Here is a 26,389-nt window from a genome sequence, read left to right on the forward strand (position 1 = left end):
AACCTCGTAAATTTTATTAATCCCACAAATATAAGTGATAATATGATAGTTTTGCTGTTTTTTTCGTTTTTTGATATAATGATTTTTATTAGTGTTGTTTAAGAAATTTTTTGAATATGCTTTACTAAATTCTATGATAATATCTCAAGCGAAACATTCTGTTGTTTATTAGCATAATTTTATTTTTATTTATCCTTTTGACGTATTTAGTTTTTTATATTTGTGAAGTCTCATTTTGACTGTAATTTCAATGTATTGTAATACCTTATAATATGACTCAACTCTAACCTCTGTAATGGAGGGATTATTTTATTAAAAAAAAGACAATTATAAAGGATGTTGCTGCAAAAGCATACAGTTATGTATTCAATGGATTGAAATTTAAAAGAATGAAAGAGTTATTAAAAATATACGAAAATAAAGAGCCTGAAATAATTTTTAATTGGAAAGATGCAGAAACCGAAGCAGAAGGTTGGACGGTTATAAATTCTTTACGAGGAGGAGCAGCTGGAGGAGGAACAAGAATGAGAAAGGGTTTAGATATGAATGAAGTACTTTCTTTGGCAAAAACAATGGAAGTTAAGTTTACAGTATCTGGACCTGCAATAGGTGGAGCCAAATCTGGTATTAATTTTGACCCAGAAGATCCGCGTAAAAAAGGAGTGCTTAAACGATGGTACAAAGCAGTGTCCCCATTATTAAAAAGCTATTATGGAACTGGAGGAGATCTTAATGTTGATGAGATTCATGAAGTGATACCTATTACAGAAGAATGTGGAGTTTGGCATCCTCAGGAAGGAGTTTTTAATGGTCATTTTCAACCCACTGAGGCTGACAAAATAAATAGAATTGGACAGCTACGACAAGGAGTGATTAAGGTATTAGAAAATACTATGTTTTCTCCTAATGTTTCCAGAAAATATACTGTTGCAGATATGATTACTGGATATGGAGTTGCTGAAGCTGTTCGACACTATTACGATATTTATGGTGGAGAAGTAAAAGGGAAAAGAGCTGTAGTACAGGGATTTGGAAATGTAGGATCGGCAGCTGCTTATTATCTTTCAGAAATGGGAGCAAAGATTGTGGGAATAATCGATCATGCCGGAGGGTTAATAAATGAAAACGGTTTTTCTTTTGAAGAAATTAAACAACTGTATTTAAATAAAAAAGGAAATAAACTGTATAGCGAAAACCTTATTCCTTTTGAAGAATTAAATAAAAAAATATGGTCGCTCAAAACAGAAATTTTTACTCCATGTGCTGCGTCAAGGTTAATAACAGAAGATCAAATAAGTCAAATGATTAATTCGGGTCTTGAGGTGATTTCTTGTGGTGCCAATGTTCCTTTTGCTGATAAAGAAATATTTTTTGGACCAATCATGGAATATACGGATGAGAGAGTAAGTTTGATACCTGATTTTATCTCTAATTGTGGAATGGCAAGAGTTTTTGCATATTTTATGGAGCGCAAAGTACAAATGACAGATGAAGCTATTTTCATGGATACATCAGAAACCATAAAAAGGGCTATTCAAAGCACTTACAATAATAAACAAACACAAACTAATATAAGTAAAACAGCATTTGAGATTGCTCTCAAACAGCTGATATAGTATTAATCGCATTAATCAAGTACAACTATGTTTAAGTATTTTTTAGGTAATAGTCCGAAATGGTATAAAACTCTAATGATCGGATTTTTAATTTTTAATGTATTTTCTTATTTCATTTTGGGGCCAACCGTGACAGCTTGGCTATTTATTGGAGAATTTATTTTTACTCTAGCGATGGCACTTAAATGTTATCCATTGCAATCAGGAGGGTTACTGGCTATAGAAATTCTAGCATTAAATCTAACAACACCAAAAAATGCTTATCATGAGGTAGATCAAAATCTAGAAGTTGTGTTACTGTTGGTGTTTATGGTAGCGGGAATCTATTTTATGAAACCCTTGTTAATGTATATTTTTAGTAAAGTATTTACTAAAATAAAATCTAAAATGATACTTTCTTTACTGTTTGTATTTTTAGCAGCAGTACTTTCTGCATTTTTGGATGCTCTAACGGTTACTGCTGTTTTGATAAGTGTAGCAGTAGGATTTTATGGAGTATATCATAAGATTCATTCTGGGTCTGGAGACTATGATGAGAGTGGAGTTTTAGATAAAAAAGAATTAAGTGGTGAAACTCTTGAGCAATTTAGAAGTTTTCTAAGAAGTTTGGTAATGCATGGTGTTGTAGGTACTGCGCTAGGAGGAGTATGTACATTGGTTGGTGAGCCTCAAAATTTATTAATTGGAGAGCGAATGGGATGGGATTTTATAGAATTTTTCCTTAAAATGGCACCAATTTCATTACCTGTTTTAGGAGCAGGGCTTATTACAACGGTTATTCTGGAGACTACAGGATCCTTTGGTTTTGGTGCAAAATTACCAGAGGTTGCTAGAAATATTATTGAGAATTATACAGAAAAGGAAGATGCTAACAGATCTGATAAATCCAAATACGGACTAATAGTACAGGCTGTATCAGCTCTGCTTTTGATTGTTGGCTTGGCATTACATTTGGCTCCGGTAGGGTTTATTGGATTAGCATTAATTATTGTACAGACGGCATTTATGGGGATTACAGAAGAGCACCATTTAGGAAAAGCATTCGAAGAAGCACTTCCATTTACAGGTTTGATTGTAGTTTTCTTTGTCATTGTTGCAATGATTCATGATCAGCATCTCTTTAAACCGATTATTGATTGGGCATTATCTCTAGATCCAGGACAGCAGCCTTCCATGTTTTATGTGGCTAATGGAGTATTATCTATGATAAGTGATAATGTTTTTGTGGCTACAGTATATATAGGAGAAGTTAAGCAGGCTTTTGATAACGGAGCAATATCTAGGGAGCAGTTTGAAAAATTAGCAATTGCAATAAATACAGGAACAAATTTACCAAGTGTTGCAACACCTAATGGGCAAGCGGCGTTCTTATTTTTACTAACTTCCTCTTTAGCTCCATTGATTGGATTGTCCTATATGAAAATGGTAAAAATGGCCTTTCCATATACAATAGTACTAGGAGGTATTGGTTTATTGGGAATAATATATATATTGTAAAGAGAAAAAACATACTTAACCTACAGAAATAACGTTAGTATACTAACACTAAATTAACAAAATCAAAATGACGTATTTATCTATGCTTGGTGTTTTAGCCCAAAACACCCCAGAAAATAACCCAGAATTAGAAGAAACTTCATTATCTATTATGGACCTTTTGTTTAGCGGAGGTACCGGTGCTGTAGTTATCATCTCTATTCTTTTTGTATTGCTCTTTGTAGCTGTATATATCTATTTTGAAAGACTCTTTGCAATTAAAGCAGCTTCAAAATATGACGAAGGTTTTATGAGTAAAATTAGAGATAGTGTAGTTAGTGGTAAAATTGAAGCAGCAAAAATTTTATGTGCTCAAACCAATAATCCCGTAGCAAGATTAACCGAAAAAGGAATTTCTAGAATAGGTCACTCTTTAGAGGATATAAATAAAGCTATTGAAAATGCAGGTAGACTAGAGGTATATAAACTGGAAAAAAATGTAAGTATTTTAGCAACGGTTGCAGGAGCAGCTCCCATGATTGGATTTTTAGGAACAGTAATTGGTATGATTTTGGCATTCCATAATTTGGCTTCTAGTTCAGGAACTGCCGATATGGGGGTTCTGGCTGAAGGTATTTATACTGCGATGACAACCACTGTAGGTGGATTAGTAGTAGGAATTGTAGCATATATTGGATACAATCATCTGGTAGTACGTACGGATAAAGTGATTCATAGTATGGAAGCTAACGCTGTAGATTTCTTGGACTTGTTAAACGAACCTGCATAGTATGAATTTAAGAGGAAGAAATAAGGTTAGTCCAGAATTTAGCATGTCTTCAATGACAGATATTGTATTTCTGTTATTGGTATTCTTTTTATTGACATCACCTGCAATTACTCCAGAGGCTTTGGATTTAATATTACCGAAGGCAAAAGGAAAAAGTTCTAATGCGCAGAACATATCGGTTAGTATTACAAATAAACTACAATACTATATTGATGAAGAACGTATAAGTCAAAGTAGGTTAGAATCTGAATTATTATCTAGATTACAAGGAAACAATGAGCCTACCATTATTTTAAGAGCCGAGGAAGGAGTTCCGATAGAGAAGGCGGTTGGTGTAATGGATATTGCGAATAGAAATAAATATAAAGTAATACTTGCGGTAAGACCTGAATAATAATATGATAAAGCTTGATACAAAACATAAAAGAAAATCCTTTATACTGACTATAATAGTTCACATTGGGATTATATTTTTATTGTTTTATCTAAGTTTAAGTTATATAAATCCTGAGGAGGAAAGTGGTATTGCGGTGAATTTTGGAACTACAGAGACGGGATCAGGTAATATTCAGCCTAATAAACCGATCAAATCTACGCCAAAACAAACCACACCAGAAACAACCTCATCTACTCCAGAACCACAAGAAGAAACACCCCAAATCGAAGATAAGGTGGTTACTCAAAATCTGGATGATGCTCCGGTAATTGAAAAAAAACCAAAAAAGAAGCCTAAAAAAAAGGTGGATGAACCTAAGAAAAAACCTAAGCCTTCTGATCAGAAACCTTCAAAGAATCAGACAGAAGAAAAACCTGTTAAGAAGGTAGAGGAAAAGAAACCAGATCCAAAACCAGATAAATCTACTCTGGATATATTGAATAGTTTTTCTAATGGCCCCAAAAGTGATGGTAAAGCCAAAGGAGGGGAAGGTGATGATAGATCACCTGGAGATAAAGGTCGTCCAGATGGAGATCCTAATGCTAAGTCATACTATGGCACAGGTAAAGGACTGGATGGCGATGGGAATTATCGATTAGGAGGAAGGAAAGCACTTAACAAAGAAAAATTTGTTCAGGATTGTAATGAATCTGGTATTGTTGTAGTGAAAATAGAAGTTAATCAAAGTGGTAAGGTAATACGAGCTACTCCTGGGATGAAAGGAACAACGAATAGTGCTTCATGCTTAATGGAGCCGGCAAAGAGAGCTGCTTTGGCTACACGATTTAATAATGATTCTAAAGCTCCCGCAAAACAAGTAGGAACTATTATCTATCAGTTTAAACTTTCCGAATAATATAGCATATGAATTATAGGGAAACTCTCGATTGGATGTTTGCCCAATTGCCAATGTACCAGCGTGATGGCGCTAGTGCATATAAAGTTGATCTTCATAATACCATTAAATTAGCTGCATACTTAGGAAACCCGGAAACCAAGTTTAAGAGTATTCATGTTGCAGGAACCAACGGAAAAGGATCCTCAAGTCATATGTTGGCATCGGTTTTACAAGAAGCAGGATATAAAGTAGGGTTATATACATCTCCGCACCTTAAGGATTTTAGAGAACGTATTCGTATTAATGGTAATGAGATCCCAGAACAGTATGTTGTTGATTTTGTTTCTACATATAAATCCTATTTTGAGGTAAATCAATTATCCTTTTTTGAAATGACAGTTGGGATGGCATTTCTTTATTTTGCAACATCAGAGGTTGATATTGCAATAATTGAAGTAGGGCTTGGAGGGAGATTAGATTCTACTAATATTATTATTCCAGAAGTTTCTGTCATTACTAATATAGGAATGGATCATGTTAAATTTTTAGGAAATACGCTAACAAAGATCGCAGGAGAGAAAGCTGGAATTATTAAAAAAAATGTACCTGTAGTAATTGGGAGAACTACACCTGAAACAAAAAAAGTTTTTACAGAAAAGGCTAAAAAATGTAATAGTGATTTACATTTTGCAATAGAATATGATGGTCAGATGTATTCTTCAGATTTACTTGGGGTTTATCAGAAAGAGAATATTAGAACCGTACTGCAAACAATTTTGATCTTACAAAGACAAGGGTGGAAAATTAATGAACCTGCTATTTCAAGAGGTCTTACTAAGGTTGTAGTCAATACAGGATTGTTAGGAAGATGGCAAATCATACATAAAGAGCCTAAGGTTATATGTGATACTGCTCATAATAAAGATGGGTTAACCAAAGTTTTGGAGCAATTATTAGAAGAAAAATACGATTGCCTTCATATCGTTTTGGGAATGGTTAATGATAAAGATTTAGATAGTGTTATGTCTTTATTTCCAAAAGAAGCTCAATATTATTTTTCTAAACCTGATATTCCAAGAGGGTTGGATGCAAAAAAATTAAAGAAAAAGGCTTTAGAGTATAATTTGTTTGGCGAAGAGTATGGTACGGTAAAAGAGGCGTATGAAGCTGCATTACAGGTGGCTACAAAACGTGATGTTGTATATGTAGGAGGAAGCACATTTGTTGTTGCAGAAATAATTTAAATTTTCTTTAAAATTCTTTTGGTAGACTGTAAAACTGTCTTATATTTGCATCCGCAATCGCAAGATAGCGGGCGCTTAGCTCAGTTGGTTCAGAGCACTTGGTTTACACCCAAGGGGTCAGGGGTTCGAATCCCTTAGCGCCCACTTTAAATTAAAAACCTATACAATTTGTGTAGGTTTTTTTCATTTCCAGAAGAAACTCCAAATCAAAAATAAGAGTCTGATACTACCTTTTGAAAGTATAGATAATTTTTCGGGCTATAAATAGGTGATATAAATCAGAATTCTATGAAAGAGGTGTGCACTTGTGTTAGGATCGAATTATGAAGCTTAAAAAAGCTTAAAGAAAGGTGATTTATATATTTACTAACAATTAAAAGTGTAATCTATCTCTTTAAATTGTATAGATTTGTATAGTATTGTTTATTTGATGTGATAATTGTGTTGTGGGGCAAATTGATTTGAATAAGGATATATGGAAAACACACATCATTTCTATTAGGTAAATTAAAGTATATTAGATATCTGCATGGTAAATTCATTATTGTTTATCCCTGGTATTTTGGGTATTTATATATTTTGTTCAGAGAGTATGTAGTCAACATTTGTTTTTTGAATTAGAAAATTTTTAATCTGAAGTGTTTTTTATTGTTAAAATCTTACCATTATATTGAGTTTTTTAATCAAATAGAAAGGATGCTCAAATGATTTTAAATAAAACTACCCTTTTAGTTAAGTTTATTTTATTTATGTTAGTGTACATTTGAATTAAAATGAAATATGGAAAGTCAATATGCTCGAAATAGGATATATATTAGCGAAGAAGAACAGAAAATAATCAAAGACTTCCCTATTTTACTTGCAGGTAGTGGTATTGGGAGTGTAATAGCAGAATGTGCTTTACGTTTTGGTTTTGAAAATATTACTATTATTGATGGAGACCAAGTTGAAAGGTCTAATTTAAATCGTCAAAATTATACTGAGGATGATATTAATACAAATAAAGTTGATGCATTGGCTAAACGTTTATTATCTATTAATAAAGAAGCAAAAATTAGGTGTCTAGATTTTTTTTTAACTATTGAAAATATTGACGAATATATTAGTGGTCATAAAGTAGCAATAAACGCTTTAGATTTTTCTTCGCCTGTACCATTAATATTTGATACAGCCTGTCAAAAGTTAAATATCCCTATTCTGCATCCATACAATATTGGCTGGGGTAGTCTTGTTACAATAATTGATAAGGATGGATTTTCATTGGATACAATATCAAAACCTAATGAAGATTTTAATGAGATAACTTTAGTGAAATATGCATCAAGTTATTTAAGATTTTGGGGGAATCCACAGAAATGGATAGATGAAATAATTAAAAAATATTTGGAAGAAGAAGAAAACCTACCACCACCTCAATTGGCTATTGCCTCTTGGTCTGTAGCAGCAATGTGTACTCACTTACTTTTTAATATAGCTACAGGGAAAAATTTTAAAAAATTCCCAGAATTTTATTTATCAAAAATAATTGATGATAATCTATAGTCATTAAACTAATATATTATTGTTTGTAGCATATGCTATTGCCTCAGAAATATTTGTTACACCAAGTTTTGCGAATAATTTTCTTCTATGAAATTTAACAGTATCTGGAGATACAAAAATGGTCTCTGCAATTTCACCAATGGTGTACCCCCTTATAGAAAACTGAAGAATTTCCTTCTCGCGATCGGTCAAAGTTATTCTGTCCATAATTTTCCAAAAGTTACCTTCTAAGTCATATCGGAACACTTTATTATCTCCTTTTTTATAAATTTTAACATTACCCGAATTCTTTTCTGTAGAAAGTGAAATTATACAAATCGCCTTCCAAATTTTTCCAGTTTGAGTTAAATATACAGGAGTTAATTTTTGATTAATAAGAATTTTCTTTCCATCTAAATTTTTTAGATAAAAATCATAACTAATTGTATGATATATTCTTTGCTCAATAGGAATTTTCTCATAAAAGTCAAATCCAATTGTATTTATTTTTAAAAGTAAATCAAGATCATCCGGAATAACATATTTGAAATAAAAAGCATACCCTAATTTCTTAACCTCTTCTGCGGTATGTCCGCATAAAAACAGCGGGTTTTCAGAAACGTATTCAAATCCTTTTTTCTCATAATCGATTACATAAATACTCTTATATGTAGTTCTAGCGAAAGCTTTAATTGCTTCCAAATAGTACATAGATTGAATTTTCTCATTTTCAGAGATATTGTTAACGGTGTTACGTGAAGAGAAAAAGTCACTTTCACTTACCATAAATAAGTTGGTTTTTTTATTGAATATTAAAAGTAGTATTTTTTTTTAAATATTAAGAGATAACACGAACTTCTCCTTCAAAACAACCGCCTTTTTTGTAAGTTTTAACAGTATTATGTTTTATTGGATTAACCCAATATAAGTATAAGGATGTTTTCGAATAGAATCATTAACCTTAACCTAGCAATTTATTAAATTTTGAGATTATAATTTTACTCTAACTAAACATTGGATTAGATTGATCTTTTATAATTCATTTAACAAACTACACTTTAAGGTAGTTTTAGTGTAAAGGTATAGTAACTAGTATTTTGTGTAGCGTATCTCTGTCTGTTGTGTGATAGTTTTAAGTAAAACAAAAGACATGATATTCACACAAAATTATCCAGTTAGAATTACACAAAATGAACTCTTTAATATGTCAAAATTTGTAGTTACCGAGAATTTTAAGCATCATACAGATGAAAAATTTCCAAATGACTATAAAAATGATATAACCTCTATTTATAAGGAGGAAATGAATTACCTAGAGAATTCACAAGTTTTTGCTATAAAAAATGAAAATAACGAGATAATCGGTACAATTAGGGCTTTAAAATGGAATTACATTAGCCTATTACCAATTCAAAAGATATTTGGAATAAACCCGTTAGTATGTATTAATGATAATTCTATAAATGAAATATGGCATATAGGAAGGTTTGCTATTAAAAAAGGGGCACGTGATATAAATTTATTAAAAAAATTGATGGTATGCGCCATTAGACCAATCTGTAAGCATAAAGATAATATTGCTTTTGCCGAATGCGATGCAAAACTACTTCGTATTATAACTCTTATGGGAATCAAAACTAAAATTGTAGGAGAATCCATTGATTATTTAGGATCAGAAACAATTCCTGTAAGTATGTCTTATTATGGATTAATTGATTTCTATAATAAAAACAAACACTTAATTGAATAAGAGATTCTTATTAAGATTTTAAAGGCTTGCTACACAATAGTGTAGTATTCAGTTACCTAGAGTGTTACTACCCTAAGGTGTAGCAAAATGCCAATCATTGTGACTTAAATTTGATTAAGTTACAATAGAAAAAAATAGAGTTCATTGATTTTATTAGTCCAAGTTAGATTAATAGAAAATTATACAAAAACTACGTGCACTTAGTGTATGAGATGTTTTGTCTATTTGACAAGAATAGTAGTAGATCTGAATTTTATAAAAACCATTGTATAGATAGTTATTTAGAACTAGATTACTATTATCTGACTATTCACCTGTAAGGGTAATAGATAGAATTACTTTTATTTACCTCCCAATTTTGAATAATTACCCATGTGACTGGGAGAGGCGAAGCCCTGTTTAATAATTAAAATCTAATAAAAATATGGGAATCAGTAATAGTTGGTATGTACTTTATGTACGATCTAAACAAGAAAATAAGGTTTATCAGTCATTAAAAGAAAAAGGATTAGATGTTTTTCTGCCTATGACAACTGTTATTCGTGAATGGAGTGATAGAAAGAAGAAATTAAAAGTTCCATTATTTAGTTCGTATGTTTTTGTAAACATAAATTCAAAGATGGACTTCTATATGGCTACAAGTGCAGATGGAGCATGTACCTTTATAAAATTTGGAAAAGAATATGCAGTTGTAAAAAAATCTGAAATAGAAAATATACGTCGATTGGTAAGTATGGATGGTATAAAAGACTTACAAAGTAATTATAGTTTGCCACATTTGGGAGAGACGATGAAAATATCTTATGGACCTCTAGAAGGTTTAAAGTGCAAAGTTGAAAGAGTTGATGATAATTTTAAAATTCAGGTTTCGATAAATTCACTTAGACAGAGTATATATGCAACTATTCCTTTATCATTTCTCACTCCTTATAGTTCCTGTCTAATAAAATAATTTTATTTCATAAGATATTTCAATTAAAATTGTTGGGTTTGTATAAACCACTCAGCAATAATAGATGTTTCTTCTAATGTTAATATACACCTTAGTATACAATTTTTAAAATCCTATTATGAATGATATTGCCAGAAAAAAGAAGAGTAAATTTTGGTTAAATAAGGTCAAGCATTTATCTATTGTACAAAGAGGTAATAAAGAAAACCAAGTACACGAAAAGAATGTTTTGATTGTTAGTGATTTACTGTATTTTAATAGATTAACGCAAGAGAATACAGTTGTGGAGTATACAGTATTACTTACTCTTTTTAATATTTTGATGCATAGGTTTTTTGAAGGTAAAAGAGATGTTATTTCTAAATCTTCCTGTTTTAAAAGTAAGCCATTGTTTTTTTCTTTTATAGATGTTAAGGATAAAACAATAAGAGAGGTTTTAGAAGAAGTAAAAGAAGAAGTTCAAGAAGCGTATAAAAATTTAGATTATGAAGAAACTATAGTACACGAGGACTTATTTAATCAATATACAGATTTTAATATTAATTATGGATTAACTAATACTTCAAAACCTGTAGTAGGTTTTCAGTTGGACGTCAAAAAAAATCCGAAATCCGAATTAGAATTTTCTCTTATTTATGATTCTTTATCTTATCCCAAATTTTTGATAGATCAGTTTTTGAAAACATTTAAAAATTGGTTAATTAATATAGAAAAGAATTTAGATATTAATGTGCTTAAAATTCCTTTATTGAATATTGAAAGTCAAAAAAGAATACTTGCTTTTTCAAAAAGTATTAATAATATAAAGATACAGGATAACCAGACTATTCATGGCTTATTCGAAGCAAAAGCGTTAGAATGCCCTACCGCTATAGCTATTGAGTATTTTGACAAACAGGTTACATATCAAGAATTGAATGAGAGAGCTAATAGATTTGCAAATTACTTAGAAACAGTTTGTCAAATACAATTAGGAGATTTGGTTGGAGTAAAAGTTGAAAGAAATGAACTTTTACCAATAATTTTAATTGGGATTCTTAAATGTGGAGCAGCATATGTTCCTATTGATATTAATTATCCGAGTGCCAGAGTTGCTTATATAGAAAAAGATAGTAATTCAAAATTGATTGTAGATAAACATTGTTGGAACGATTTTATTGATGTTGAATTGAATTTTTCATCTAAAAATTCTTTGGTTGTAGTCCCATCTTTCGAATTAGGTTATATTATTTATACTTCGGGAACTACGGGAAAACCGAAAGGGGTAATGATAACTCATTCAAATGCAATTTCTTTAATCTATTGGGCACAACAAGAGTTCGATACTTCAATGTTTGATATAGTATATGCGGTAACATCTCATTGTTTTGATCTCTCTGTGTTTGAAATATTCTACACATTATCTATAGGGAAACCTATGAGAATTTTAAATAATGGATTGGAGATTCCTCTATATTTAGATCTTGATAAAGATATTTTATTAAATACTGTGCCTTCTACAATAAGAAAGGTCTTAGAAGAAGGTCATAGTTTACAGAATGTGTCAATTTTAAATTTAGCAGGCGAGCCTTTTCCGGTAGATATTGCCAATAGACTAGTAGGAGAGAATATTGAAATTAGAAACCTATATGGCCCTTCCGAAGATACAACATATAGCACGTGTTATAAGTTAACTAAAAATTCATATAGAACAATACCTATAGGAAAACCTATTTCTAATACACAAGCGTATGTATTAGATGATTATTTAGAATTACTTCCTTCTGGAGTAACAGGTAGACTTTATCTATCAGGAAATGGGATAGCAAAAGGATATCTAAATCGTTTTAATTTAACCTCAGAGAAGTTTATAGAGAACCCTTTTTTAAAAGGAACTAAGATGTATGACACTGGTGATTTAGCAAGATGGGGTGCCAATGATAATATAGAGTATCTAGGTAGAAGAGATGACCAGATTAAGTTGCGAGGATATCGTATTGAATTAGGAGAGATAGAGAATGCAATATTACAGTTTTCTAAAGATATTCAACAAGTAGTAGTTGTTGTAAAAAAGGTTCAAAAAGAAGAAGCTTTAGTAGCATATTATATAGAAAGTAGTATAGTTAATAAATCATATTTAAGAACATACTTAGGAGAATATCTTCCGTCCTATATGATTCCTAACCATTTTGTTAAATTAGAATCTATACCGTTAACACCTAATGGAAAAGTTAATAAGGAAGCACTACCAGATGTTGATTTATTGGATGTGTTAAGAGATACTTATGTGGCTCCAGGCAATAAAACAGAAAAGAAATTAGTATCTATTTGGGAAGAGGTTATAGGAATTAAGGGTATAGGTATAAAAGATAATTTTTTTGAGTTAGGTGGGCATAGTTTGATGATTTCTCAAATGTTCAATATAGTATATAAGGTGATGAATAAAAGTATTTCATTTAAGGCTTTTTATTCTAACCCAACTATTGAAAGTATAAGTAAGTTACTGCAAAAAGATGAATTTGTTGCTATAAAGAAGATTCCTATCTCAGATTCATATACTATAACACCATCTCAACATCGTTTATGGTTGTTAAGTCAGATAGAAAATAATAATCAGGCTTATCAAATTACCGGAGCTTTATTATTAGAAGGGAATATTATTGTTGAAAATTTCAAAAAATCTTTTAAATATGTAGTTGACCGTCATGAGATATTACGAACTTATTTCAAGAATAATGAAGATGGAATTTTACAACAATATATAGTTCCGATATCTGAATTTGACTTTAATGTTTCTGTTAAAGATTTTTCTAAATCAGCAAGACCAAATCAATCTGTTAAGGAGTATATAAAAGAAGAGCAAAATAAAGGATATGATTTATCGAAAGGACCTTTATTTACTATGTCACTTTTGAAGATTAACGACACTAAATATGTTTTTTTCTTATCAATGCACCACATCATTAGTGATGGATGGTCATTGGAGATTTTAACATCTGAAATTATAGAAAGTTACAGGCAATTAGAGCAAGGAGAGTGTTCATTGCCATATTTATCGATACAATTCAAAGATTATGCTTCTTGGTTAGAAGAAACGAATACTGAAAATTCATTGCAACAGGCAAAAGCGTATTGGTTGAATTCGTTTGAAGGTGAATTACCTGTATTAGAAATACCAAGTTTTAAAAATCGTCCTTTGATAAAAACATATACAGGAAAAGAATTAAATCATAGTTACTCAGAAGAAGTTTTATCTCGATTAAAGGTTTTTTCACAGCAATATCAAGTGACATTATTTATGACTTTAATGTCAGCAATTAAAACCTTACTGTTCAAATATAGTAATCAAAGAGATATCATAGTAGGTACACCAATTGCAGGAAGAGAACATCCCGATTTAGAGCCTCAAATAGGATTATATATTAACACATTAGCAATACGAACACAACTAAATGAAAAGGATAGTTTTTTAGATTTACTAAAGAAAGAAAAACACCATTTATTAGAAGCATATTCAAATCAGAGTTTTCCTTTTGATAGGTTAGTAGAGGAACTTAATTTAAATAGAAATACTTCTAGATCACCATTATTTGATGTAATGATGGTATTACAAAATCAAAAGCAGCTATCTGATTTCCAGAATAGAACAAGTCTTACTGACGTAACAATAAGTGAATTTGAAATAGAACAAGAAATTGTGCAGTTTGATTTATCTTTTGCATTTGTAGAAGACGATAAATTATCCTTAAATATATCATACAACACTGACATTTATGATGAAGTATTTATAAAAAGTATCTTTTTACATCTAGAAAATTTATTTGAACAGATATTGATATCTCCTGACCTTAGCATAGAAGATATGGATTTGTTAACTGATTCAGAGAAAAAAGAAATATTAATAGATTTTAATGATACTAAAACAGATTACCCCAAAGACAAATCCATTATAGAATTATTTGTAGATCAAGTAAAAAATACTCCAGATACAATAGCTTTAATTTTTGAGGAAAAAGAACTTACATATAGAGAGTTAGATGAGGAGTCAAGTCGTTTAGCTAATTATTTACTATCTAACTATAAAATAGAAATAGAGGATTTGGTGGGAATAAAGTTGGATCGTAGCGAATTATCTATTATATCTTTATTAGCAGTATTAAAAATAGGAGGAGCTTATGTACCTATAGACCCAAATTACCCTCAATCTCGAATAAGATACATTGAAGAAGATAGCAACTGTAAGTTAGTTATAGATAAAGATTTATTAGAAGCTTTTAAAAGAGCTAAAAATTACTCGAATACTCTTCCAGAAATACGAATCAAACCAGACAACTTAGCTTATGTAATCTATACCTCGGGATCAACTGGAAAGCCAAAAGGAATATTAGTTGAGCACCGATCTGTTGTAAGATTAGTAGTAAATACAAATTATATTGAAGTTGTTGAAGGAGATAAAATTTTAGGGTTATCTAGTTTTTCATTTGATGGCTCTACGTTTGATATATTTATGTCTCTTTTGCGAGGAGCTACTTTAGTAGTATCCTCAAAAAATATTTTTTTAGATATTAATAATTTTGAAGATATATTAATAGAGAAACATATAGACAGCTTTTTTATAACAACAGCTTTATTTAATACCCTTGTAGAGTCAGAATTAAGATCAATAGGAAATCTAAAATACATATTATTTGGAGGAGAACAAGTGTCAGTAAAACATGTGAGACGATTTAAAGAGCTATATCCCGAAGTGAACCTTCATCACGTATATGGTCCAACTGAAAATACAACTTATTCTACTTATTACACTATCAAAAATGTACAAGAAAATATTCAAACAATACCTATCGGTACGGCTATATCTAATAGTACTTGTTATATTTTGGATAGTAATTGTCGTCCAGTTCCCGTAGGAGTAATTGGTGAAATCTATTTAGGTGGAGATGGTCTAGCAAGAGGATATCTAAATAAAAGAGATTTAACAGAAGAAAAGTTTATCTCTCATCCATTTAAAAAAGGAAAGCGATTGTATAAAACAGGTGACTTAGCAAAGTGGACACCAGATAAAGTAATTGAGTTTGTTGGAAGAAAAGATGATCAAGTAAAAATACGAGGATACCGTATAGAATTAGGTGAGATTGAAAATGTCTTATTATCCCAACCCGGGATAAAACAAGCTGTAGTTACAGTTAAGAAACAAGCGATAGGTCCTATGCTAGTTGCATATATTGTTTCAGAATCAGGCGATGTAGATGAGCAAAAAATAAGAGTTAACCTAAGTAGAAATTTACCGGATTACATGTTACCAAATTGTTATGTGACATTAGATGCAATTCCATTAACTTCTAATGGTAAAATAGACAAGGAAGATCTTCCAGAGATTACAGGAGAAAATATTCTCAAGCATGAATATGTTGCGCCCAGAACAACATTGGAAAAGAAATTAGTATCAGTCTGGCAAGATGTTTTACATCAAGAACGAGTGGGAGTTACCGACAACTTCTTTGATTTAGGAGGGCATAGTTTGATGATTTCCCAAGTTATTAATCGAATTCATAAGAATATAGGTAAGAGCATTTCGTATGCATTGTTTTATAATAATCCGACTATAGAGAGGTTGTGTGATGAATTAAAGGACCAAGAGTTCTTACCTATAAATTGTGTAGGTAAATCTGACTTTTATCCTACTACACCTGCGCAACAAAGGCTATGGTTTTTAAGTCAATTTGAAGGAGCTACTCAGGCATATAATATCTCTGGGGCTGTAATTTTGGAAGGTAATATTGTGGTTGAGAATTTTCAAAGAGCTTTTAACCATGTAATCAATCGTCACGAAATATTAAGAACTTATTTCCAAAATAATGATGATGGTTTTTTACAACAGTTTATACTTTCAAAATCTGATTTTGAAATTAATCTTTCCGTAGAAGATTTTTCAGAATCAGCATCCTCTGAGGAATCTCTTAAAAAATATTTAAAAGAAGAACAAAAAAAAGAGTATGATTTATCCAATGCACCTTTATTAAAAGCTTCACTTTTAAAAAGAAAAGATAACAGCTTTATATTTTTCTTATCGATGCATCATATTATTAGCGATGGATGGTCAATAGAAATTTTAACTTCTGAAATTATCACAGGATACCAACAACTACAATTAGGAGAAAATATAGTATTGCCAGAGTTGTCCTTACAGTTTAAAGATTATGCGGTTTGGCTTGCAGAAAGAAATACCGTAGGTTCAGAAAAAGATTCAAAAGAGTATTGGCTAAATGTTTTCCAGGGGGAATTACCTATATTAGAATTACCGAGCTATAAAAAACGTCCTCAAGTAAAAACATATTCAGGGAACGTTTTGACTCATAGTTATTCAGAAGAAATCTTGTCAGAACTGAAGTATTTCTCAAACCATCATGAGGTGACATTATTTATGACTTTAATGTCTGTGGTTAAAATCTTGCTTTCTCGATATAGTAATCAAAAAGATATCATTCTAGGTACACCGATTGCAGGACGCGAATATCCAGATTTAGAATCTCAAATAGGTTTGTATCTTAACACGTTGGCAATTAGAACACAATTGGATAAGAATGATAGTTTTTTGGATGTATTGAAGAAAGAAAAACAACATTTAATAGATGCATATTCGCATCAAGATTTTCCTTTTGATGTACTTGTAGAACAGCTTAATTTAAATCACGACACTTCTAGGTCTCCCTTATTTGATGTGATGGTAGTATTACAGAACCAACAACAATTGTCGAATTTTCAGCATAGAACATCAATACAAGATTTAACCATAAGTGAATTTAATCTTGACTCAGAATTTGCACAATTTGATTTGTCTTTTGCATTTGAGGAGAAGGAAGGTTTATGCTTAAGTATTTCTTATAATACCGATATTTATGAAGAGTCTTTTATACGAGGTATTTTTTCGCATCTGGAAAATATATTTTTACAAATACTAGAATCACCATCTATAGCAATAGAAGCAATAGATATATTAACTACAGAGGAGAAGCAAATTTTACTGAAAGAATATAACCATACTAGAGTTGTTCATAATACCGATGAAACCATTATTTCTTTATTTGAAGAGCAAGTAATATTAAACCCAGAAAATATAGCTATTGAATATGGAGACAAAGAGCTTACTTATTCTATGCTCAATGACCTGGCTAATGATTTAGCATATTACTTAAAAAAAGAATTGAATATTTCTGCACAGGATTTTATCGGAGTAAAATTAGAAAGAAGTGAAAGGTTATTAATAACACTACTAGCAATCCTCAAAGCTGGTGCTACCTATGTGCCAATAGATGTAAATTATCCAAAAGAGAGAATTGCTTATATAGAAAAGGATAGTAATTGTAGATTGGTTATAGATGAAAATCAATTCGGTTGTTTTTTAGAGTGTCAAAAAGGCTATTCAAAGGAAAACATAGGAAATAATAGCGAGGCAAGTAATTTGGCCTATATTGTTTATACCTCAGGAACCACTGGATACCCTAAAGGAGTTATGATATCCCATCAGAATGCTGTTGCATTAATTAACTGGGCAAAGGATGAATTTTCAGACACTAATTTTGATGTAGTTTATGCAGCTACTTCTCACTGTTTCGATCTTTCTATATTTGAATTATTTTATACTTTATCTGTAGGAAAAAAAATAAAATTACTTGATAATGCATTGAAAATAGGGGAACATTTAAGAGAGGATAGTAAAATTTTGTTAAATACTGTTCCTTCTAGTATAAGAAATATTTTAGAAGAAGGGTATGATTTAAACAATGTAAGTGCTATTAATTTAGCAGGAGAACCTTTTACTGTTGATATTGCTCAAAAACTTTTACCATACAATATAGAGGTTAGAAATCTTTATGGTCCATCAGAAGATACTACTTATAGTACATGTTACAAGTTGACAAACACAAAAGTATATACATCAATTCCAATAGGACGACCTATAACAAACACTCAAGTTTATATTTTAGATGATAATATGCAGTTATTACCATCAGGAGCAATAGGAAAATTATATATTTCTGGAGCAGGAGTTGCACAAGGGTATTTGAATCGTTCAGAATTAACAGCCCAAAGTTTTATAGAAAACCCATATTGTAAAGGAGAATATATTTATGATACTGGTGATCTGGCAAGATGGTTACCAGATAAAAATATTGAATTCTTAGGAAGAAAAGATACTCAAGTAAAAGTTAGAGGATATAGAATAGAATTAGGAGAAATAGAAAATGCACTATTGCTTCAAGAAGATGTTGATCAATGTGTAGTGATAGTCAAGAAGGTACAAGGAGATAGTATAATCGTTTCTTACCTGGTGAGTAATAAAGATATAGATAGAAAAAAAATACATTCATCTTTAAGTAAGAAGTTACCGAATTATATGTTGCCGAGCTATTATATTGAATTGGAGTCTATGCCATTAACACTTAATGGAAAGATTAATAAAAGCGCTTTACCCGAGCCGGATAATCTAAAATCTTTTAATGTTATAGAATATGTAGCTCCCAGAAATGTTCTCGAAGAAAAACTAGTGTTAATATGGCAGGATATTCTTCAGAAAAAGACAATAGGAATCGAGGATAGTTTTTTTACTTTAGGAGGGCATAGCTTAAAAGCTACAAGGATGATATCCAGAGTCCAACGAGATTTTGATGTAAAGATCGAATTAAAAGAGGTATATCAAAAACCAACAATATCTAATTTGTCGAATTATATACAATCAATTCAAATTTTGAACGCCCAAGAAAGTAATACCCTTATCGAAGGCGATGAATTAGTGTTTTAAAAACTAAATATTCTATTACATTTTAGATACCTACTCTGTCTTTCAAAATAGTAGTATATATCGAAGGAAATTATATGATTTCTAATGTTTTTATTTAAACTAATCTTAGCTTATCGCTAAAAGTTTTTCTACCCCCCCTCACTCAATTGATCAAGACATTATCCAAGAAAAAACATTTATCAGAAACTATTCTTAATAGTTGTAGATGAATATCGAAAAGGTTTTGTAAAAAATAGATAATTAAAAAATGGAAAAAGTTAAAAGTATTATTGAAGTTTTGTCCAACAAAAATGTTCAGATTTTTCTTGACGATTCAGGAGAGAAGCTAAGAGTAGTTGGAGATACTAATTCTTTAACAAAGCAAGACAAAATCAATATTTCTGATAACAAAAGAATGCTGATTCAGTTACTTGAAAAAAGTAATAACCTTAATGAGATGAAATTTAAACGCATTACACCAGTGACCAAATCAGATAGGTACTCATTATCTGCTGGTCAGCGTAGGTTATGGGTTTTGAGTCAATTGGATGAAGGAGCTGAGGTTTATAACATGCCTTTTGAAGTAGTTCTAAAAGGAGAATATGATGTTACTTCTTTTAATAGTGCAATAAGTGCAGTAATCGATCGTCATGAGATATTACGAACCGTTTTTAAGTTGGATGATCTTGGAGAGGTAAATCAATATATAATTCCTAAAGAAGTATTAGATTTTAATTTAGAATATCATGATTTTAGAAACTATGAGGATAAAAAGGACAAGATAAAAGCCTATATCAAAGAAGATTCTTATAAAGCTTTTGATTTAGAAAATGGTCCTTTATTAAGAGCAAGCTTACTTCACCTTGAAGATGACGAATATGTCTTTTACTGTAATATGCATCACATTATTTGTGATGGATGGTCGATGAATGTACTATCAAAAGAAATATTGAATTTTTATGAAATTTTTAAAAACAATAAAGAATTTGTTATTTCTCCTTTAAGAATTCAATATAAAGATTACGCATCCTGGCAGTTATCAAACCTAGAAGAGCTATCTAACAATAAAGATAGAGATTACTGGTTAAATGAGTTGTCCGGTGAATTACCGGTTATAGATTTACCAAGCAGTAAGTTGCGTCCTTCTATTAAAACACATAAAGGGCATAGTTTTAAGACATATTTATCCAAAAGTACTACTAAGAATTTAAGAAATTTTAGTCAGCAACAAGGAGGAAGTTTGTTCATTAGTCTTTTGTCAACATGGAATGTCTTATTATATAAGTATACATCTGATCAAGATATTGTCATAGGAAGTCCTGTTGCAGGAAGGGATCATGAAGATTTAGTTGATCAGATTGGGTTTTATGTAAATACACTAGCTCTAAGGAATACTGTAAATCCAGAAGAGAGTTTTATTTCATTTTATGATAAGGTGAAAAAATCAACTTTATCTTCTTTTGATCATCAGATGTACCCATTTGATCGTTTGATTGAGGATTTGGATTTAAAGCGAGATGTAGGACGTAATGCAATTTTTGATATCATGTTGGTGTTGCAAAATGCAGGGTCAGATATAAATGAGTTTGACATTTCAGAGCATAATATCAATAAGATAGAAGATTTAGGAAATACAGTATCGAAATATGATATAGAGCTTAGTTTTCAAGAAGTAGGAGATTGTCTTTCTTTCCAGGTTATCTACAACACAGATGTTTATGATGGAATAATGATCAATAATTTAATACATCATTTCAAGCAATTACTGGATAACCTTTTATTAACTCCTAAAGAAAAAATAGGTTCGATTGATTTTCTAACACAAGAAGAAAAAAGAGAATTGCTATATGATTTCAATGCTACCAGTGTTATTTATCCAAATGATAAGACTATTGTCGATTTGTTTAAAGAACAAATAACAAAGACTCCTGATGCAATTGCATTAGCTTTTAAGGGACGAACACTTACGTATAGAGAATTAGACGAAGACTCCAACAGTTTAGCAAATTATTTACTGTCAAACTATAAAATAGAGAAAGAAAATATAATAGGAATAAAGTTAGATCGTAGCGAATGGTTTGTAATTTCGATATTATCAATCCTTAAATTAGGAGCGGCTTATGTTCCAATAGACCCCAACTATCCTAATCAAATAATGTCTCATATAGAGGAGGATAGTAATTGTAAAATTATTATAGATGATGAACTATTAAACACTTTCAAAAGAAAAGAAAATAGCTCAAAAGTTGCACCCAATATTGATATTGATATAAGGAATCTGGCTTATGTGATATATACATCTGGGTCCACAGGAAAACCTAAAGGAGTTATGATTGAGCATAGAGGAATTGTAAATACAATTCTATCTTCAATAGATATTTTAAACCTTAAGGGTCATAAGAGGGGATTATTATTTGCATCTTTTTCCTTCGACGCTTCAATATTCGAAATTTTTATAGTCTTATTATCAGGAGCAAGCCTTCATATAGCAGGTGAAGAAGAAAGAAATGACCCTAAGTTATTAGAATCTTTTATCGAGTATGAAAACATCGATATAGCCACAATTTCTCCTTCATATTTAAAATTGATGGATATTCAAAAAATACAAGGATTAAAAACACTGATAACTGCAGGAGAATCAGCAGTTCCTGATAAAGTTTCAGAATTTCTTAATTGGGGTACATTTTATAATGGGTATGGTCCTACTGAGGTTAGTATCTGTGCCTCAATTTTTAAGATAGATAAAGGTTGTACTCTGATGTCAAATAATATACCAATTGGGAGTCCAATATCTAATGCTCAGATATATATAATTGACGAAAATAATTCTTTAGTACCAAAAGAGGTTATTGGAGAAATATGTATAGGGGGCCCTGGATTGGCTAGGGGATACCTAAATCGCTCGGAATTAACAGATGAAAAATTTATCCCTCATCCATTTAAACAAGGAGAAAGAGTTTATAAAACGGGAGATCTGGGAAGATGGTTGCCCAATGGTAATGTAGAATTTATTGGACGGAAAGATGATCAGGTAAAAATAAGAGGTCATCGTATAGAACTTGGGGAAATAGAAAATGCTTTACTAAAATTAGAACAAATAGATAACGCTATAGTTTTGGTAAAGGAATATGTCAACAATGAAAAGGAATTAATTGCATACATCATTTCTTCAAAAAAACAAAACACTTCTGATTTAAGAAAGTCATTGAAGAATACCTTATCAGATTATATGCTTCCTTCGCATTACATACAATTAGAAGAATTTCCGCTTACTCCAAACGGCAAGTTAAACAAAAAAGCTTTGTTAAAACTTAACGCAGAAACTCTTACTAGTAATGTAGAGTATATAGCTCCTAGAAATGAAATAGAAAAGCAATTGGTGACTATATGGGAAGAAGTAATAGGAACAAAGAAAATAGGTGTGATGGATGACTTTTTTGACTTAGGCGGGCATAGTCTTAAGGCTGTTAATATGTTATCAAGAGTAAACAAAGTTTTTGATGTAAGGATTGATTTTACATTAATTTTTAGAGTAAGATGTATTTCAGAACTAGCACAACTTATAGCAAATATGTTATGGGATAAGAAGCAAATAGAAACAAGTCAAGTCGTGGAGAAAATAACAATTTAATTTAATCAAAATGAACAAGTATTTAAAATTAAACGTAGGATTAGAAGCATTAGTTGATAGATGGTATGCATGGCCACACATTATATCCCCTGCAACAGCTGCAATGAATATCAAAGAAAGGCATTTAAAAATTATGCAATCTTATATTAAAAACCCTAAAATTCATTTTGCGGCAGTGAACAAACCTGAAATGTTAGGTGGACCATTTATTGATTATGATGGAGGTAGAGTTGAAGAAATTAAAGAACTGTATGAGCAAACTATTAACAAAAGAGAGAAAGTTTTAGAATTTTGCGAAGCGGTAAATGACCTAAATACCATAGTGCAAAAGGAGGCTAAAGGGTACTGTTTAGATTCTTTATATGATGAAATACCTGAAATTTTAAGAGGTTATGTGGAGCTTTATTATGATTTAAATAACCATCCAAATTTTAGATTTTTCGAATCTTTACTATATGAAAGCGAATTTTATGATGAGTCTATGCAAACCATTTCATTACAAATTATAGAATCCGATAATTCACGCTCGTTTTGTCTGAGTACCCCAAGATTAGATGATCCTAATGTGATTCACTTGGATATTCCTTTCAAAAACTCAGTTATTGATGATTTGTTTAAAATGAAACGTCAACCGGGAGATGTAGAAAATATTAAAGAAGCATTAAACATACCAGCAGAACAAAATGATCTTTTTGAATCTTTTTTTACTACTGAACCACCAAAAGAATATCAAAAGTATGAGAGAGAAGGAATTCTTACTAGATATTTTGGACATGCTTGTGTATTGGTAGAAACAAAAGAAGTTTCAATTTTGGTAGATCCTGTAATTAGTTATGATGGGTATGAAACAGATGTTAATAGATATACTATTGATGATCTACCAGAATTTATAGATTATGTTTTGATTACACATAATCACCAAGACCATATTTTATTTGAAACCTTATTGCAATTGAGACACAAAATTGGGAAAATAATCCTTCCTGGAGCAAGTAAGGGTAACCTTCAAGACCCTAGTTTAAGAATCATGTTTAATAAGATTGGTTTTAATAATATTATTGAATTAGATGACATGGAATCTGTAGAATTAGATAGATGTACTATTACTGGTTTACCTTTTATCGGAGAGCACTCAGATTTAGATATTAGAAGTAAGCTTTGTTATCATGTAGAACTTCATAATAGATTTAAAATTTTATTTGCAGCAGATTCTCAAAATGTTGAACCTATGGTATATGATAGAATTCATAAAATTATGGGTGATGTAGATGTGTTGTTTTTGGGTATGGAATGTGATGGAGCTCCATTATCTTGGTTATATGGCCCTTTGTTACCAGAACCTCTTACCAGAGATCAAGATCAATCGCGTCGATTAGCTGGTTCAAATTTTAAACAAGGAGAAAGACTTGTAAACATATTTAATCCTAAAAATGTATTTATATATGCTATGGGTATGGAGCCTTGGTTGGAGTTTATCAGTTCTATAAAATATACGGACGAATCAAAGCCGATTGTCGAATCAAACAGGTTGATTGAAGAGTGTAAGAAAAGAGGAATTGACGCAGTTCGATTATATGGTGAAAAAACGATTGAATATTAGATACAAAAATATTTAAAGATTATACTTTTCAAAAACTAAAGACTCACCTTGGTACATCCTTCTTTTTGTAACTAATATTAGATAGGTGAGATAGATAATCTAATAAAACCTTATTGGACTCTAAAACTTCCCGAACTTGAAAGTAAGATTTTAGGTTTGTTTTTGGAAGCACTTTAAAATGCAATTTATTCATTATCAGTAAATTAAAAGCCAATGAAAAAAGTGATAGAATTACTTGCCAAGCTTAGAAAACAAGAAATTAAGTTAATTCTGAAAGGAGACGATTTAGAAATTATTTCTTACAAAAATAAAATAAGTCAAGATCAAATACATGAAATTAAATTAATTAAAGATCAGATCATCTTATATTTAGAAAGCAATAATAAAGATAGGTCAGAATATACTTCATCTATTCCAAAAATTGAATCAAACTTACAGAATTACCCTGTTTCGAATGCGCAATATCGACTTTGGTTGGCAAGTCAAAATGAAGAAGGATCAGTTGCTTATAATACACCAAATACAGTTTTTTTGGATGGAAATTATAATATAGATTGTTTTCAAAAGGCTTTACATTCGGTAATAGAACGTCACGAGATTTTACGTACTGTTTTCAAGATAACAGATACAGGAGAAGTTAGGCAATACATCAGTTCTCTCGAAGAAACAAAGTTTTCGATAGATTTTAAAGATTATAGATATGAAGAGGATCCAGAGTTTTCCTGTGATGCTTATGTGACTGAAGATTCGTATAAACTTTTTGATTTAGAAAAAGGCCCTTTGTTACGAGCTAGTTTATTACAAATTTCTGATAATCGATACATATTCTATTATAATATGCATCATATCATTGGTGATGGAGTATCAATGGAAATTTTATCTCGGGATATGATGACGTATTATAAGGCATTTGTAACCAGTACTTTCCCAGATATTACACCATTACGAATTCAATATAAGGATTATGCTGTTTGGCAATTGGATCAGTTAAATAGTTCTTCATTTCAAAGTCATAAAGAATATTGGCTCTCTAAGTTTAGAAATGAAGTGACGGTTTTAGATCTACCGACAAAAAAGAAGAGATTACCTGTAAAGACTTATAAAGGAAAAGGTATAGGAACTTACATTTCTCCAGAAATGACTTCGAAATTACGTGATTTTACAACGGAAAGAGGAGGTAGTTTATTTATGGGATTATTGGCAGTTTGGAAGGTGTTAATTTACCGATATACAGGCCAAACAGATATAACTATAGGTAATCCTGTGGCAGGCAGAGATCACCCAGACTTAGAGGATCAGATCGGTTTTTATATTAATATTTTACCATTGCGTAATAAGATTAATCCTGATCATAATTTTATTCAATTGTTTGATCAAATTAAAGAGAACACATTGGATGCCTTTGATCATCAGATGTATCCGTTTGATCGATTATTAGAAGACTTAAACTTAGTGAGAAACACAAGTAGAAGTCCATTGTTTGATATGAAAATGGATTATCACGGTATTTCAGAGAATGGTTTAGTTTTCAATGATAATCAAGATTTGGGAAGCTGTATGGTTAAGTTTGATTTGGAGATTGATCCTACAGAAATAGCGGGAGGAATAAATATGATGTTCAAATATAACACAGATGTTTATGATCAGGGAATGATTGAGAAATTCATTCTTCATTATCAGAGTTTATTGTCGTGTCTTTTATCAGATCCAATTAAAAGTATTAATGATGTTCATTATTTATCAAAAGGAGAGACTGCTCAACTTTTGGATGATT

The 26,389-nt window shown here is 30.9% G+C and carries 14 protein-coding genes and 1 tRNA gene; 14 read left to right on the forward strand and 1 reads right to left on the reverse strand.

Annotated features, from left to right (window positions below; all coding sequences use genetic code 11):
- Positions 1–389: 389 nt before the first annotated feature.
- From DK442_RS23695 to DK442_RS23730, 8 genes are all read left to right on the forward strand, one after another.
- The gene (locus DK442_RS23695; protein ID WP_109438408.1) at positions 390–1,616 is read left to right on the forward strand and encodes a Glu/Leu/Phe/Val dehydrogenase dimerization domain-containing protein; all 1,227 of its coding nucleotides are present in this window, start codon (positions 390–392) and stop codon (positions 1,614–1,616) included.
- A 27-nt stretch (positions 1,617–1,643) separates the two neighbouring features.
- A complete protein-coding gene (gene nhaB / locus DK442_RS23700; protein WP_109438409.1) occupies positions 1,644–3,113 on the forward strand; it encodes a sodium/proton antiporter NhaB in 1,470 nt (489 codons plus the stop codon).
- A gap of 82 nt (positions 3,114–3,195) precedes the next feature.
- Positions 3,196–3,882: a MotA/TolQ/ExbB proton channel family protein gene (locus DK442_RS23705; protein ID WP_109438410.1), complete on the forward strand. Its 687-nt coding sequence runs from the start codon at positions 3,196–3,198 to the stop codon at positions 3,880–3,882.
- A gap of 1 nt (position 3,883) precedes the next feature.
- Positions 3,884–4,276 (forward strand): biopolymer transporter ExbD, encoded by a 393-nt coding sequence (locus DK442_RS23710; RefSeq protein ID WP_109438411.1) that lies wholly within the window; start codon positions 3,884–3,886, stop codon positions 4,274–4,276.
- Positions 4,277–4,280: 4 nt separating this feature from the next.
- On the forward strand, positions 4,281–5,174 hold the full coding sequence (locus DK442_RS23715) for an energy transducer TonB (RefSeq protein ID WP_109438412.1): 894 nt from the start codon (positions 4,281–4,283) through the stop codon (positions 5,172–5,174).
- A gap of 8 nt (positions 5,175–5,182) precedes the next feature.
- Positions 5,183–6,400: a folylpolyglutamate synthase/dihydrofolate synthase family protein gene (locus tag DK442_RS23720; protein ID WP_109438413.1), complete on the forward strand. Its 1,218-nt coding sequence runs from the start codon at positions 5,183–5,185 to the stop codon at positions 6,398–6,400.
- Positions 6,401–6,469: 69 nt separating this feature from the next.
- A tRNA-Val gene (locus tag DK442_RS23725) sits at positions 6,470–6,544 on the forward strand.
- Between the two features lie 636 nt (positions 6,545–7,180).
- On the forward strand, positions 7,181–7,942 hold the full coding sequence (locus DK442_RS23730; protein WP_109438414.1) for a ThiF family adenylyltransferase: 762 nt from the start codon (positions 7,181–7,183) through the stop codon (positions 7,940–7,942).
- Positions 7,943–7,945: 3 nt separating this feature from the next.
- Here DK442_RS23730 and DK442_RS23735 read toward each other — a convergent pair whose 3' ends face one another.
- Positions 7,946–8,707 (reverse strand): response regulator transcription factor, encoded by a 762-nt coding sequence (locus tag DK442_RS23735; RefSeq protein WP_109438415.1) that lies wholly within the window; start codon positions 8,705–8,707, stop codon positions 7,946–7,948.
- 364 nt (positions 8,708–9,071) lie between these two features.
- Here DK442_RS23735 and DK442_RS23740 point away from each other — a divergent pair, with 364 nt between their 5' ends.
- The 6 genes from DK442_RS23740 to DK442_RS23775 all read left to right on the forward strand — a co-directional run.
- A complete protein-coding gene (locus tag DK442_RS23740; protein ID WP_160114326.1) occupies positions 9,072–9,671 on the forward strand; it encodes a hypothetical protein in 600 nt (199 codons plus the stop codon).
- A gap of 424 nt (positions 9,672–10,095) precedes the next feature.
- On the forward strand, positions 10,096–10,623 hold the full coding sequence (locus tag DK442_RS23745; RefSeq protein WP_109438417.1) for a UpxY family transcription antiterminator: 528 nt from the start codon (positions 10,096–10,098) through the stop codon (positions 10,621–10,623).
- A gap of 118 nt (positions 10,624–10,741) precedes the next feature.
- Positions 10,742–19,405: a non-ribosomal peptide synthetase gene (locus DK442_RS28550; protein ID WP_200825166.1), complete on the forward strand. Its 8,664-nt coding sequence runs from the start codon at positions 10,742–10,744 to the stop codon at positions 19,403–19,405.
- A 247-nt stretch (positions 19,406–19,652) separates the two neighbouring features.
- Positions 19,653–23,015: a non-ribosomal peptide synthetase gene (locus DK442_RS23765; RefSeq protein ID WP_109438419.1), complete on the forward strand. Its 3,363-nt coding sequence runs from the start codon at positions 19,653–19,655 to the stop codon at positions 23,013–23,015.
- A 10-nt stretch (positions 23,016–23,025) separates the two neighbouring features.
- Entirely contained in the window at positions 23,026–24,615 is a 1,590-nt protein-coding gene (locus tag DK442_RS23770; protein ID WP_109438420.1) for an MBL fold metallo-hydrolase, read from the forward strand.
- A gap of 213 nt (positions 24,616–24,828) precedes the next feature.
- Positions 24,829–26,389, forward strand: a 1,561-nt coding sequence (locus DK442_RS23775) for a condensation domain-containing protein (protein ID WP_235011026.1), incomplete at its 3' end; no start/stop codon positions are given.

This window comes from Aquimarina sp. AU119, from assembly GCF_900312735.1.
In the GTDB taxonomy this organism is placed as follows: domain Bacteria; phylum Bacteroidota; class Bacteroidia; order Flavobacteriales; family Flavobacteriaceae; genus Aquimarina; species Aquimarina algiphila.

What these genes read in the sequence shown, in the direction of transcription:
- DK442_RS23695 (WP_109438408.1), top strand. Translation starts at nt 390, where the DNA reads ATGAAAGAGTTATTAAAAATATACGAAAATAAAGAGCCTGAAATAATT.
- nhaB (WP_109438409.1), top strand. Translation starts at nt 1,644, where the DNA reads ATGTTTAAGTATTTTTTAGGTAATAGTCCGAAATGGTATAAAACTCTA.
- DK442_RS23705 (WP_109438410.1), top strand. Translation starts at nt 3,196, where the DNA reads ATGCTTGGTGTTTTAGCCCAAAACACCCCAGAAAATAACCCAGAATTA.
- DK442_RS23710 (WP_109438411.1), top strand. Translation starts at nt 3,884, where the DNA reads ATGAATTTAAGAGGAAGAAATAAGGTTAGTCCAGAATTTAGCATGTCT.
- DK442_RS23715 (WP_109438412.1), top strand. Translation starts at nt 4,281, where the DNA reads ATGATAAAGCTTGATACAAAACATAAAAGAAAATCCTTTATACTGACT.
- DK442_RS23720 (WP_109438413.1), top strand. Translation starts at nt 5,183, where the DNA reads ATGAATTATAGGGAAACTCTCGATTGGATGTTTGCCCAATTGCCAATG.
- DK442_RS23730 (WP_109438414.1), top strand. Translation starts at nt 7,181, where the DNA reads ATGGAAAGTCAATATGCTCGAAATAGGATATATATTAGCGAAGAAGAA.
- DK442_RS23735 (WP_109438415.1), bottom strand. Translation starts at nt 8,707, where the DNA reads ATGGTAAGTGAAAGTGACTTTTTCTCTTCACGTAACACCGTTAACAAT.
- DK442_RS23740 (WP_160114326.1), top strand. Translation starts at nt 9,072, where the DNA reads ATGATATTCACACAAAATTATCCAGTTAGAATTACACAAAATGAACTC.
- DK442_RS23745 (WP_109438417.1), top strand. Translation starts at nt 10,096, where the DNA reads ATGGGAATCAGTAATAGTTGGTATGTACTTTATGTACGATCTAAACAA.
- DK442_RS28550 (WP_200825166.1), top strand. Translation starts at nt 10,742, where the DNA reads ATGAATGATATTGCCAGAAAAAAGAAGAGTAAATTTTGGTTAAATAAG.
- DK442_RS23765 (WP_109438419.1), top strand. Translation starts at nt 19,653, where the DNA reads ATGGAAAAAGTTAAAAGTATTATTGAAGTTTTGTCCAACAAAAATGTT.
- DK442_RS23770 (WP_109438420.1), top strand. Translation starts at nt 23,026, where the DNA reads ATGAACAAGTATTTAAAATTAAACGTAGGATTAGAAGCATTAGTTGAT.